This is a genomic window from Microbacterium sp. B19(2022) (assembly GCF_012030385.1).
Classification (GTDB): Bacteria; Actinomycetota; Actinomycetes; order Actinomycetales; family Microbacteriaceae; genus Microbacterium; species Microbacterium oxydans_B.
On sequence record NZ_JAAUVO010000001.1, the window covers coordinates 223,835 to 235,533 of the forward strand.

An 11,699-nucleotide genomic window follows, 5' to 3' on the forward strand; every position below is an offset into this window, starting at 1 on the left:
CGCACGCGAGTGCCGCCCTCAGATCCGGCGCGGTCCCGGCCCGTCGGTGCCGAGCGCGTCCTCGGGGTTCAGCAGACGGCACGCCTTCATCGACAGGCAGCCGCAGCCGATGCATCCGGTGAGCTCGCGCCGCAGGTGCTCGAGCTGCGTGCGGCGGAGGTCGAGCTGCTCCCGCCACAGCTTCGCCACGCGCTGCCAGTCGTGCTGCGAGGGCGGCTCATCCGTCGGCAGGCTCTCGAACACCTCGTGCACGTCCGTGAGGGGGATGCCGAGGCGCTTGGCGACCACGATCAGTGAGATCCGCCGCAGCATGTGCCGCCGGTAGCGGCGCTGATTGCCCGCGGTGCGTGTCGACACGATGAGTCCGAGCTGCTCGTAGAAGTGCAGTGCCGTCGCCGGCACCCCGCTGCGGCGGACGACTTCGCCGATCGGCAGCAGATCATCGGGTTCCAAAGACATCTGCACCTCCTCTTGACCTCGAGTTTACTCGAGGTATTAGCGTGACGATCGGCCGCCGAAGAACGGCGCCGCCGGGCGGATGACCGCCTGCTCCGACGTCACGAAGGGCCCCCCATGACGCACACCCCCGAGCGCACCGCCACCGCGGGGAGCTGGCGCGAACTCCTCGGCAGCCGCTACGCCCCGATCGCCTCGGTCCTCGCCGGAGGCGTGCTGCTCGAGGCGAGCAACGTGTATCTCACGACCAGCCTGCTCCCCACGATCGTCGGCGACATCGGCGGCGCGGAGTTCTATGCGTGGACGATGATGACCTTCCTCCTGGCATCGGTCGTCAGCTCGATGATGGTGAGCCGGATTCTCACGCAGCAGGGCGCCGTGCGCGCCTACCTGCTCGCACTCGGCCTGTTCGCGCTCGGCTCGCTGCTGTGCGCGGCGAGCCCGTGGATGTGGGCGCTGCTCTCCGGCCGCGCCGTGCAGGGCCTCGGCGGCGGACTGCTCGCAGGGCTCGGCTACGCACTCATCCAGCGCGCCCTTCCCGAGCGCCTCTGGGCTCGAGGCGCCGCACTCGTCTCGGCGATGTGGGGCGTCGGCAACATTGTCGGCCCCGTCGTGGGCGGCGTGTTCGCGCAGCTGAATGCCTGGCGGGTGACGTTCGTCGGTCTCGCCGTCGTCTCCGCGCTGATCGGCATCGTCGTGGTGCGCGCCCTGCCGAGGACCGCCCGAGCCCGCTCGAGCGAATCGGTGCCGTGGGGATCCCTCGTGCTCCTCTCCGGCGGCGTCGCCGCGGTGGGTATCGCGAGCGTCGTCCCCAGCGGGCTCGGCACCGGGGTCGCCATCGTGGTCGGCGTCGTCCTGGGCGCATGGTTCCTGCGTCACGAGCGCCGTGGGCGCACCGGCATCCTCCCCCGGGTCACGTTCGCCCCCGGCTCCTCGCTGGGCTGGGTCTACGTCACGGTCGCTGTCCTGGCGTTCGCGATCGGCACCGAGGCGTTCATCCCGCTCTTCGGCCAGGAGATCGGTGGACTGATGCCGTTCGTCGCCGGCCTGCTCGGCGCCGCCCTGTCCCTCGGCTGGTCGATCACTCAGGTGTTCACGGCCAACGCCACCGGCATCCGCTCGCGCCGCGTGCTCATCACCCTCGGCCCGGTCGTCGTCGCCGCCGGCCTCGCCGCGTACGGACTGCTGCAGCACGAGGGCCCCTCCACCGTCGTGATCGCACTCTGGTTCGCGACGCTGTTCCTCGCCGGCGCCGGCATCGGCCTGGGTTTCCCGCACCTGACCGTCGCCGCGCTCGGCAGCACGTCGGGCGAAGAGGAAGGCGCCAAGGCGGCCGCAGCGGTGAACACCGTCTTCATCATCGCGAGCGCGTTCAGCTCGGCGATGGCCGGAGTCCTCGTCAACCTCGCGATGCCGGACGTCGTGGATGCCGCCCGCCTGCTGATGCTCGTGTTCGCAGGCGTCACCGTTCTCGGCGCCTTCGTCGCGCGCGGCGCGAGCTGGGGCATCGGGCTGTCCCGCGACGACGAGCAGCCCGCCACTACGGCGTCCGACTGACGGAAAGGAAACCTCACCATGGAAACGAAAACCCGGGTCACCGTGATCGGCCTCGGCGAGATGGGCTCCGCGATCGCGAAGGCCCTTCTCGACCGCGGTCACTCCACGACCGTCTGGAACCGCTCCGCGAGCAAGGCCGACCCGCTGGCCGCGGCCGGCGCCGAGGTCGCCCCGACGGCGGCGGATGCCGTGGCGGCAAGCCCGCTCGTCATCGTCTGCCTGCTCGACAGCGGCGCGGTCGATGCGGTCCTCGGAACACTCGACGCGACGGTGGAGGGAAAAGTCATCGTGAACGTCACCAGCGGCTCCCCCGCGCAGGCACGGAGCAACGCGGACTGGGCCCGCACGCGCGGCGCGAAGTACGTGGACGGGGGCATCATGGGAGACCCGTCGGATGTCGGCAGACCGAACTTCCTGTTGTCGTTCAGCGGCGATCGCGACGGCTTCGACGCTCACCACGAGGTGTTGGAAGACCTCGGCACCCTCACCTACTACGGCGAGGATGCGGGGCTCGCTGCCGTCGAGTTCCTGGCCCAGGTGGCGGTCGGCTACGAGTTCCTCCTCGGCCTGCTGCACACGTTCGCGCTCGTGAAGGCGGAGGGCGCCGACGTCGAGGGGTTCGCCGACCGCGTCGCCGGGTCGGTCGGCGGCTACGTGCCGCTGGTGCAGGCCTTCGGCACCGCCGTCGCGAGTGGGGAGTACGGGCCCGACCTCGGTTCACTCACCGTGCAGGCCGCGCTGATGGACGACCTGATCAGCCACCGCGAGTCCCTCGGCGTCGACACCCTGCGCATGCGCGAGGTCAAACGCCTGATGGACCGACGGATCGCGGACGGCCACGGCGACCAGGGATTCTCGAGCCTGTTCGAGATGCTCGGCCACGCGTGAGCGAAATCACCCACTTCCCACACCAAAGAAACCCGCACCAACGATATGGAGAAGCCATGATCCCCTTCGGCCCTCAACTCATCGGCCAGACGGAGAAGGCGCTGAACGCCCTGCTCCAGAGCGTCCTCGCCGGCCGCGACCTCACCGAACACGAGTGGGTCACGCTGAGGCTCACCTCGCAGTTCGACGGCGCCCACGACCTCGACGCCTTCGTCGCCGAGCGGCTCCACGATGCGGATGCCGGCCGCCTCACCGCCGCTCTGCGCGACCGCGGGCTCCTCACCGACGCTGCGCTCACTCCCGCGGGCAGCGCCCTGGTCGCCGAGATCGGTCAGGAGATCGCCGCCCTCACCGCACCCCTGTGGCACGGGATCGAAGAGCAAGATGCGGGGACTGCGACCCGCGTGCTGAACGTCGTCCTCGAACGGAGCCTGACGCTCCTGCGCACGACGGGCGGGTGAACGCCCGGCTTCGGGCCGGCCGCCGTCGGACGTAGGCTGGATCGGTGGCGGATTCCCAGGGACGAGTGTGGACAGGTGTCCTGCGCGTCGGACCGCACCGGGGCGATCACCGGGTGGCGCTCCGGGCCGCGATCAGCGTGGCGGTGCCGCTCCTCGTGCTGTGGATGCTGGGGCGTCTCGACCTGAGCATCTACGCCAGCTTCGGCGCCTTCGCCGCGCTGTACGGCCGCCACGACGTGTTCCGCGACCGCATCCGGATGCAGGCGAGCGCCGGCGGAGTCCTGCTCGCCGCGATGCTCATCGGCACCGCGCTCTCGGTCGTGTCCGCTCCAGCCGCCGTCAGCATCCTCGTGCTCGCCGTCATCGCATCGGCTGTCACCCTGCTCGCGTACACGATGCGCTGGCACCCGCCCGGGCCGCTGTTCCCGGTGTTCGCGGTCGGCGCCTGCGCCACCATCCCCGCGACGGCAGCCTCTTTCGGCAACGTGCTCCTGGTCGGCGGCGCGAGCGTGCTGTTCGGGCTCGCCGTCAGCGCGATCATCGGCCTGCTCACGCGCGGCACGCAGGAGGCGCCGCCCCGGTCCCGGCAGCCTGTGGGACCGATCGCGTGGGAGATGGCCGCAACCGTCGCCGTCGCGATCGTGGGTGCGGGCTTCGCGGGATTCCTGATCATGGACTCGCACTGGTACTGGGCGGCGGTCGGCGCGGTCGCCGCAGTCAGCGGCCCCCAGCTCAACGCCCGCGTGATCCGCGGCATCCAGCGCCTCGTCGGCACGTTGCTCGGCATCCTCGTCGCAGCGGGAGTCCTTGCGATCGATCTGCCGCCGCTCGCCGTCATCGCACTCGTGGTGCTGCTGCAGGCCGCCGCCGAGCTCTTCGTCGGCCGCAACTACGGCATCGCGATGGTGTTCATCACCCCGCTCGCCCTGCTGATGGTGCACCTCGCCGCGCCGACACCGGTCGACGTGCTCCTGCAGGACCGCGCGATCGAGACCGTGATCGGCGTCGCCGTCGGCACCGTGGTCGCCGTGGCATCGGCGGCGCTCCGTCGGCGGCAGTCGAAACCCTGAAGCGGCGTCAGGCCAGCAGCGCGAGGACGGACGGCGGCACGACCGCTCCGCCCGCGAAGGGCAGCCCGACCGTGTTCAGCAGCACCACGATCACGACGATCGCGCCGACGAGCAGCAGGAACAGGAACGCGAAGATCACGGCGACGAACCCGCCGTAGCCGCCGGACGTCGGAACCTCGGGCGCAACCGACGGCTGCGCCCAGTCCTCGGCCACCGCGGCCGGCGCCTCGCCGTCGAGGATGCGGGGCGTCGGGCGCACCCGGTCGGAGCGACGCAGGGTGTCCGGCGGAGGCGGCGGGATCACGACGTCTGCATCGGGGATGTCGGCCGACGGCGGCGGCGCGAGCAGCCCGTCCGGGATCGGGATCTCGGGCGGAGGCGGCGGGATGACGGCGTCGGCGGGCGGGATCAGCGCCTCCTCGGGTGCCAGCGCCTCCTCGGGGACCGCCGTCTCCTCGGGGATGACCGGCTGTTCCGGGGTGGTGCCGCTGCCGTCCGTCATGTCAGCCTCCGACTGCTCCGATGTCGGTCACGCCGACATCCGTCCGATGGAAATTCTGGAACGACCGGGAGGCCGTCGGTCCGCGCTGCCCCTGGTACCGGTTGCCGTAGGGACCGGAGCCGTAGGGGTTCTCGGCGGGCGAGGTGAGCCGGAAGAAGCAGAGCTGCCCGATCTTCATGCCCGGCCACAGCTTGATCGGCAGGGTCGCCACGTTCGCGAGCTCGAGCGTCACGTGCCCGGTGAACCCCGGGTCGATGAAGCCGGCCGTCGAGTGCGTGATGAGTCCGAGGCGCCCCAGCGACGACTTGCCCTCGAGGCGGGCGGCGATGTCGTCCGGCAGGGTGACCTGCTCGTAGGTCGCGCCGAGCGCGAACTCGCCCGGGTGCAGGATGAACGGCTCCTCCGGGTCGACCTCGATCAGACGCGTGAGCTCCGGCTGGTCGACCGACGGATCGATGAACGGATACTTGTGGTTGTCGAACAGCCGGAAGTAGCGGTCCAGGCGCACATCGATGCTCGACGGCTGGACCATCTCCTGCTCGTGCGGTTCGAGGCCGACGCGGCCGGATGCGAGTTCTGCCTTGATGTCGCGATCACTGAGAAGCACGGCCCCAGCCTAGTTGCCGATGCTGATCCCCTGGAGATGCATGTCCTGGCGCAGGCGGAGGACCGTGCGCCGCAGCGGTTCGACCATGGAGTGCGGCCAGCGCTCATCGGTGCGGCTGGTCGGCATCGTCACGCTCAGCGCGGCAGCAACGCCCGTCTCTTCCGGCCAGGTGAGCGGCATCGCCACGCAACGGCATCCGTCGATGAACTCCTCGTCATCCACGAAGAAGCCCACATCCCGCCCCTTCTCGATGACCGCGAGGATCTCGTCCGGGTCGGTGATCGTGCGGGCCGTCAGGCGCGGGATCGCGACCTGGTGCAGGCGGCGCATGACGTCGTCGTCGTCGAGCGTGCTCAGCAGCGCCTTGCCGATGCCGGTCGCGTGCGCGTGGAGTCGCATCCCCACGTTCGACGCCAGGCGCATGGGGTTCGGCGACGGACTGATCGCGATGTAGACGTTCTCCACTCCGTCGAGACGAGCCATCTGCACGGTCTCCCCGGTCTCGTCGGTGAGAGCGCGCATGAGCGCCGGCCCGGCCTCGAGCAGCAGGCGGTGTCCGTCGTAGCGCTGCCCGATCTGCCAGGCCTTGAGGCCCAGCGAGTAGCGCTTGCTCACCGGGTCGAGTTCCACCCATCCGGCGTCGACGAGGGTGCGGAGCAGGCCGTGTGCACTCGAGCGCGGAAGCCCCAGCGCCCCGAGGAGTTCCGGGAACGTCTGGGCGTCGGTCGCGGCGAGGTGCTCGATGATCTCCAGGGCCCGACCGGCGGATTTCACGGCACTCGGCGCCTGCGCGATGTCTGTCATGTCTCCCCCGGAGATGAATTGTGTCCGACGCGAACGTGTGTCACACTATCGCGCGTTCAGGTCTGAGACATCAGATTCACATACGTGAACGCATTGGATTCCCTCGTCAATGGAGATGCACCGATGTCCACCCAGTCCCCCACGCGGCCCGAACTCGCCGCGATCGTCCGCAAGGTCACGCTCCGGCTGATCCCGATCCTGCTCCTGATGTACATCCTGGCCTTCCTCGATCGGGCCAACCTCGGATTCGCGAAGGCCGCCTGGCAGGCCGACACCGGGATCTCGGATGCCGCCTACGCGCTCGGCGCCGGCATCTTCTTCCTCGGCTACGCGGTCTTCGAAGTGCCCTCGAACCTCATCATGCGCAAGGTCGGAGCCAAGATCTGGCTCGCGCGCATCATGATCTCGTGGGGCATCGTCTCCTCGCTCATGATGTTCGCCACCAACGAGTGGATCTTCTACATCCTGCGCGTTCTGCTCGGCATCACCGAAGCCGGCTTCTTCCCCGGCGTCATCCTGTTCCTCACCTACTGGATCCCGCTCAAGTTCCGCGCCCGCGTGAACGGCCTGTTCTACTTCGGCGCACCGCTCGCCTTCATCTTCGGCGGACCGATGTCGGGCATGCTGCTCGACCTCGACGGCAAGGTCGGCCTCCACGGCTGGCAGCTCATGTTCCTGGTGACCGGCATCCTCACGGTGATCATCGGCATCGTCGCGTTCTTCTACCTCGACAACGGCCCGAAGGACGCGAAGTGGCTGAGCGAGGGCGAGCGCTCGACGCTCCTGGCCGCACTCGAAGCCGAGGACTCGGCGAAGGAGAACCACTCGCCGCGGGGCGCCCTGCGCGCGCTCGCCAACCCGGTGGTGCTGTACTTCGCCGCGATCTACCTCACGATCCAGATGAGCGTCTACGGGGTGACCTTCTATCTGCCCACCCAGATCGCCACGATCGTCGGCAAGCCCGTCGGTCTCGAGGTCGGCCTGCTGACGGCCGTGCCGTGGACCTTCGCACTGATCGTCACCTTCGTGCTCTCCCGCCTCGCGGACAGCACGGGTCAGCGCCGCCTGATCGCCACGTGCGCCCTCGCTGCGGCCGGCGTCGGCATCGTGCTCTCCGCCGTCATCCAGGATCCGCTGATCGCCCTGGCCGCGCTCAGCGTCGGTGCGGCGGGGTTCATCTCGGTGCAGCCGGTGTTCTGGACGCTGCCGACGTCGTTCCTCCTGGGAGCGGCGGCCGCGAGCGGTATCGCGCTCATCAACTCGCTCGGCAGCCTCGGCGGCTTCCTCGCGCCGGTCCTGAAGAACTGGGCGGACACCACGTTCGGCGACAGCGCCGGACTCATCATCCTGGCCGCGATCGCCCTGGTCGGCGCCGGCCTCATCGCCCTCAGCAAGGTCGTGAGCCCGACCGTCCGCGAGACGGACGGCGTCGGACTCGCCACGACCCCCACCGCCCGCCAGCGCTGACCACGCCCGGCAGAACAAGGAGAAACGCCCATGCGCGAACTCGTCCTCACCGAGATCGGACGCCTCGACGTCCGGGAAGCACCGATTCCGCAGCCCGGCCCCGGCGAGGCACTCATCCGGGTGGCCGCGACCGGGATCTGCGGATCCGACGTGCACGGCTACACCGGCGAGAACGGACGCCGGTTCCCCGGGCAGGTGATGGGGCACGAGTCGAGCGGGACGATCGCCGCGCTCGGCGCCGGTGTCGACGAGCTCGCGGTCGGCACGGCCGTGACGTTCAACCCCGTCGTCGTGCCTGCTGAGGATGCCGCCGCTTTCGCCGGGCGCGAGCAGCACCACCCCGGCAAGCATGTGATCGGGGTGGCGAAGGAGATCCCCGCCGCGTTCGCGGACTACGTCGTCGTGCCGGCACGCAACGTGGTGGCGCTCCCCGACGGCCTGCCGATCGAACTCGGTGCGCTGATCGAGCCGCTCGCGGTGGCCGTGCACGCCGTGCGCCGCCTCCCGGCCGGGAGCCTCGGGCGCGTGCTCGTGATCGGCGGGGGTCCGATCGGCCAGTCCATCGTGATCGCCCTGCGCGACGCAGGTGCCGGGACGATCATCGTGAGCGAGATGGATGCTGCGCGCCGCGAGCTCGCCCGGCGCCTCGGAGCCGAGACGATCGATCCGGCGGACGGTCCGGTCGCGGACCAGCTCCGTGCCGGCGGCGGGCTCGCCGATGCGGCGCTCGACGCGGTGGGGATCACCCCGACGCTGCGGGACGCGTTCACCAGCACCACGCTCGGTGCCCCGATCTGCCTGGTCGGGATGGGTGCGCCGCAGGTGACGATCGACGCGTTCCTGGTCAGCACCGAGGAGCGCTCGCTCATCGGCAGCTTCACGTACGGATCCGACGACTTCGCCGATGCCACCGAGATCATCGGCGCCGACCCCGACGTCTACCGTGCGCTGATCAGCCGCGAGATCGACGTCGCCGATGCAGACACCGCCTTCTCCGCCCTCGCGGCGGGCGACGGCACCCCGGGCAAGGTCCTTGTCCGATTCGACCGAGAGGAAGAGACACGATGACCGGCACCCCCACCATCCGCGAGGTCCGCGCCTACACCGTGCGCGGCGGCGGAGCGGACTACCACGACCAGGGCGCCGAGCACTGGATCGACGATCACATCGCGACGCCGATGAGCGTCTACCCCGAGTACCGGCAGTCGCGGCAGAGCTTCGGGATCAACGTCCTCGGCACCCTCGTGGTCGAGATCGAAGCGAGCGACGGCACGGTCGGGTTCTCGGTGACGACCGCCGGCGAGATCGGCGCGTTCATCGTCGAGAAGCACCTGGCGCGCTTCCTCGAAGGCCGCAAGATCACCGACATCGAGCGCATCTGGGATCAGATGTACAAGTCGACGCTCTATTACGGACGGCGCGGTGTGGTGCTCAACGCCATCAGCGGCGTCGACCTCGCGCTCTACGACCTGCTCGGCCGTGTGCGACAGGTGCCCGTCTTCGAGCTGCTGGGCGGCCCGGTCCGCGACGAGCTGCAGTTCTACGCGACCGGCGCGCGCCCCGACCGCGCGAAGGAGCTCGGCTTCATCGGCGGCAAGATGCCCCTGCACCACGGCCCCGCCGAGGGCGAGGAGGGGATGCGGAAGAACATTGAGCTGCTCGCCGACATGCGCGAGAAGGTCGGCGATGACTTCTGGCTCATGTACGACTGCTGGATGTCGCTCGACGTCGAGTACGCGACGCGCCTCGCCCACGCCGCCGCCGAGCACGGACTGAAGTGGATCGAGGAGGCGCTCATCCCCGACGACTACTGGGGTTACGCCGAGCTGCGCAAGCGCGCACCCTCCACCGTGCTCGTCACGACCGGCGAGCACGAGGCGACGCGGTGGGGATTCCGACAGCTGCTCGAGACCGGCGTCGACCTGATCCAGCCCGACGTGGGCTGGTGCGGCGGCATCACCGAGCTGCTGAAGATCTCGGCCCTCGCCGACGCGCACGGCACCATGGTCGTTCCGCACGGATCGTCGGTGTACTCGTACCACTTCGTCGTGACACGCACGAACAGCCCGTTCGCGGAGTTCCTCATGATGCACCCGACCGCCGAGGAGGTCGTGCCGATGTTCTCGCCGATGCTCGTGGGCGAGCCCGTGCCCGTGAACGGCCGACTCAAGGTGCCCGAGACTCCCGGCTTCGGCGTCGAGCTCTCCGACGCCATCGACAAGCACCGCCCCTACACGCACTGACCCTGGAGACACGACCTATGGAATTCCTCCGACTCGGCGCGGCCGGCGCCGAACGACCGGCCGTGCGCCACGACGGTCGCATCCACGACCTGACGCCCCTCACCGGCGACATCGACGGCGCGTTCCTCTCCCGCGACGGGATCACCCGCACGCGGGAGGCGCTCGCGGCCGGTGAGCTCCCCCTGTTCGACGGCGCCGAGGCACTGCGCGTCGGTGCGCCGATCGCGCGCCCGATGGCGGTGCTGTGCATCGGGCAGAACTACGCCGCGCACGCCGCGGAATCCGGCGACGCCCCGCCCACGGTGCCGATCCTCTTCCACAAACACCCCAACACGATCGTCGGCCCGTTCGACGACGTGCTGATCCCGCCGGGAGCCGAGAAGGTGGACTGGGAGGTCGAGCTCGGCGTCGTGATCGGTACCACCGCCCGCTACCTCGCGAGCCCGGAGGAGGCGCTCGCACACGTGGCCGGATACGTCGTCTCTCACGACGTCTCCGAACGGGCGTTCCAGGTGGAGCAGTCCGGTGGGCAGTGGTCGAAGGGCAAGAACGCCGAGACCTTCAACCCGCTCGGCCCTGCACTCATCCCCGCCGATGAAGTCGATCCCCAGGCGCTGCGGCTCTGGTCGACGGTGAACGGCGAGGCGCGTCAGGACTCGAACACCGCCGACATGATCTTCACCGTGGCGCAGATCGTGCACCACCTGTCGCAGTACCTCGTGCTCGAGCCGGGCGACCTCATCAACACCGGCACCCCGCAGGGAGTCGCGCTCTCCGGACGCTTCCCCTACCTGCGCTCCGGCGACGTGGTCGAGATCGGCATCGACGGACTCGGGAGCCAGCGACAGCGCCTGGTCGACGCGCGACGCTGAGTCGCGCTTTGGCCAACGCCCGTGCGGCAGGTAGGCTTGCCCTCACCTGCTCTCGGGCGGGTTCGGGACTGTAGTTCAATGGTAGAACTTCTGCTTCCCAAGCAGATAGCGCGGGTTCGATTCCCGTCAGTCCCTCTCTTCCTCTTCTCCCCTCCTCCACGCCCGCGAAATCGCTCATTCCGCGCAGGATTCGCGCGCGGTGCGCCGACTTCGCCGCCTCGCCGCCGACCGCCGTCATCACACTTCTACGTTGATGCGCGTGACCGACGAGAACACGAAGAACCGGGACGTTTCGCGCCGCACGCTCGTCAAGGGCGCCGCCTGGTCCGTCCCGATCATCGCCGCAGCCGTGGCGACCCCGCTCGCGGCGGCGTCGTTCACCGATGTGGGCGCCTTCGCCCTCCGCGGCAACTGCGGCGTGCTGGGAGTCCTCGGACCGGGGTTCACGCTTCAAGCCGGACCGACCGCCCCTTTGCCCGTCGGCACCACCGTCACCATCGTCGGCTCCGGTATCGCGAACATCGGAGCCTTCGGCGCCACCGGGGGCACCGCCAACATCGCGGTCCTCTCCGGCACGAGCAGACTGATCACCCTCACCGCCGAACTCCCCGCGGGCGCGACGATCGCCTTCCGCACGACGCTGTCGATCAGTGTCGCTTTCCAGCTCAACGCCGTCGCGACGCTGCCCACGGGCTACAGCGGCTCCAGCGCGAAGACAGGCGCCAGCGTCAGCTCCACCCTCATCCTCTGCTCGGGCACCTGACCGGAGCGC

General features: G+C 69.7%; 13 protein-coding genes and 1 tRNA gene. 10 read left to right on the forward strand and 4 right to left on the reverse strand.

The genetic code is table 11. From position 1 onward, the window contains the following. Positions 1-18: 18 nt before the first annotated feature. Positions 19-459, reverse strand: coding sequence for a redox-sensitive transcriptional activator SoxR (soxR, locus tag HCX50_RS01120; protein ID WP_091031975.1), 441 nt, complete (start codon positions 457-459; stop codon positions 19-21). 114 nt (positions 460-573) lie between these two features. Between soxR and HCX50_RS01125 the strand changes: the two genes are divergently transcribed. The 4 genes from HCX50_RS01125 to HCX50_RS01140 are packed head-to-tail and all read left to right on the forward strand — an operon-like array spanning position 574 to position 4,432. After that, a complete protein-coding gene (locus tag HCX50_RS01125) occupies positions 574-2,013 on the forward strand; it encodes an MFS transporter (protein WP_167632721.1) in 1,440 nt (479 codons plus the stop codon). Between the two features lie 18 nt (positions 2,014-2,031). Then, positions 2,032-2,901, forward strand: coding sequence for an NAD(P)-dependent oxidoreductase (locus HCX50_RS01130; RefSeq protein WP_167632722.1), 870 nt, complete (start codon positions 2,032-2,034; stop codon positions 2,899-2,901). Between the two features lie 56 nt (positions 2,902-2,957). Continuing rightward, entirely contained in the window at positions 2,958-3,362 is a 405-nt protein-coding gene (locus HCX50_RS01135) for a hypothetical protein (RefSeq protein ID WP_167632723.1), read from the forward strand. Between the two features lie 44 nt (positions 3,363-3,406). After that, positions 3,407-4,432 (forward strand): FUSC family protein, encoded by a 1,026-nt coding sequence (locus tag HCX50_RS01140; protein WP_337748895.1) that lies wholly within the window; start codon positions 3,407-3,409, stop codon positions 4,430-4,432. Between the two features lie 7 nt (positions 4,433-4,439). Here HCX50_RS01140 and HCX50_RS01145 read toward each other — a convergent pair whose 3' ends face one another. From HCX50_RS01145 to HCX50_RS01155, 3 genes are read right to left on the reverse strand one after another with little or no spacing between them, the layout of a single operon-like run. After that, positions 4,440-4,934, reverse strand: coding sequence for a hypothetical protein (locus HCX50_RS01145; RefSeq protein WP_167632724.1), 495 nt, complete (start codon positions 4,932-4,934; stop codon positions 4,440-4,442). A 1-nt stretch (position 4,935) separates the two neighbouring features. Further along, positions 4,936-5,541 carry a dCTP deaminase gene (gene dcd / locus HCX50_RS01150; protein ID WP_029264458.1) on the reverse strand — a complete coding sequence of 202 codons (606 nt, stop codon included), beginning with the start codon at positions 5,539-5,541 and terminating at the stop codon, positions 4,936-4,938. 9 nt (positions 5,542-5,550) lie between these two features. Beyond that, a complete protein-coding gene (locus HCX50_RS01155; protein WP_167632725.1) occupies positions 5,551-6,345 on the reverse strand; it encodes an IclR family transcriptional regulator in 795 nt (264 codons plus the stop codon). Positions 6,346-6,468: 123 nt separating this feature from the next. Here HCX50_RS01155 and HCX50_RS01160 point away from each other — a divergent pair, with 123 nt between their 5' ends. The 6 genes from HCX50_RS01160 to HCX50_RS01185 all read left to right on the forward strand — a co-directional run bounded on the left by HCX50_RS01160 (position 6,469) and on the right by HCX50_RS01185 (position 11,690). Further along, positions 6,469-7,812, forward strand: coding sequence for an MFS transporter (locus HCX50_RS01160; protein WP_091031999.1), 1,344 nt, complete (start codon positions 6,469-6,471; stop codon positions 7,810-7,812). Between the two features lie 30 nt (positions 7,813-7,842). Beyond that, a complete protein-coding gene (locus HCX50_RS01165) occupies positions 7,843-8,880 on the forward strand; it encodes a zinc-dependent alcohol dehydrogenase (RefSeq protein ID WP_091032002.1) in 1,038 nt (345 codons plus the stop codon). After that, positions 8,877-10,055: an L-rhamnonate dehydratase gene (gene rhmD, locus HCX50_RS01170; RefSeq protein ID WP_167632726.1), complete on the forward strand. Its 1,179-nt coding sequence runs from the start codon at positions 8,877-8,879 to the stop codon at positions 10,053-10,055. The genes HCX50_RS01165 and rhmD overlap by 4 nt, the downstream gene beginning before the upstream one ends. Before the next feature lie 17 nt (positions 10,056-10,072). Further along, positions 10,073-10,927 carry a fumarylacetoacetate hydrolase family protein gene (locus HCX50_RS01175; RefSeq protein ID WP_091032007.1) on the forward strand — a complete coding sequence of 285 codons (855 nt, stop codon included), beginning with the start codon at positions 10,073-10,075 and terminating at the stop codon, positions 10,925-10,927. A gap of 64 nt (positions 10,928-10,991) precedes the next feature. Beyond that, positions 10,992-11,062: transfer RNA gene (locus tag HCX50_RS01180), tRNA-Gly, on the forward strand. 124 nt (positions 11,063-11,186) lie between these two features. Beyond that, entirely contained in the window at positions 11,187-11,690 is a 504-nt protein-coding gene (locus HCX50_RS01185; RefSeq protein ID WP_140403318.1) for a hypothetical protein, read from the forward strand. Positions 11,691-11,699 lie beyond the last annotated feature (9 nt).

What these genes read in the sequence shown, in the direction of transcription:
- soxR (WP_091031975.1), bottom strand. Translation starts at nt 459, where the DNA reads ATGTCTTTGGAACCCGATGATCTGCTGCCGATCGGCGAAGTCGTCCGC.
- HCX50_RS01160 (WP_091031999.1), top strand. Translation starts at nt 6,469, where the DNA reads ATGTCCACCCAGTCCCCCACGCGGCCCGAACTCGCCGCGATCGTCCGC.
- HCX50_RS01125 (WP_167632721.1), top strand. Translation starts at nt 574, where the DNA reads ATGACGCACACCCCCGAGCGCACCGCCACCGCGGGGAGCTGGCGCGAA.
- HCX50_RS01145 (WP_167632724.1), bottom strand. Translation starts at nt 4,934, where the DNA reads ATGACGGACGGCAGCGGCACCACCCCGGAACAGCCGGTCATCCCCGAG.
- rhmD (WP_167632726.1), top strand. Translation starts at nt 8,877, where the DNA reads ATGACCGGCACCCCCACCATCCGCGAGGTCCGCGCCTACACCGTGCGC.
- HCX50_RS01175 (WP_091032007.1), top strand. Translation starts at nt 10,073, where the DNA reads ATGGAATTCCTCCGACTCGGCGCGGCCGGCGCCGAACGACCGGCCGTG.
- HCX50_RS01135 (WP_167632723.1), top strand. Translation starts at nt 2,958, where the DNA reads ATGATCCCCTTCGGCCCTCAACTCATCGGCCAGACGGAGAAGGCGCTG.
- HCX50_RS01155 (WP_167632725.1), bottom strand. Translation starts at nt 6,345, where the DNA reads ATGACAGACATCGCGCAGGCGCCGAGTGCCGTGAAATCCGCCGGTCGG.
- HCX50_RS01165 (WP_091032002.1), top strand. Translation starts at nt 7,843, where the DNA reads ATGCGCGAACTCGTCCTCACCGAGATCGGACGCCTCGACGTCCGGGAA.
- HCX50_RS01130 (WP_167632722.1), top strand. Translation starts at nt 2,032, where the DNA reads ATGGAAACGAAAACCCGGGTCACCGTGATCGGCCTCGGCGAGATGGGC.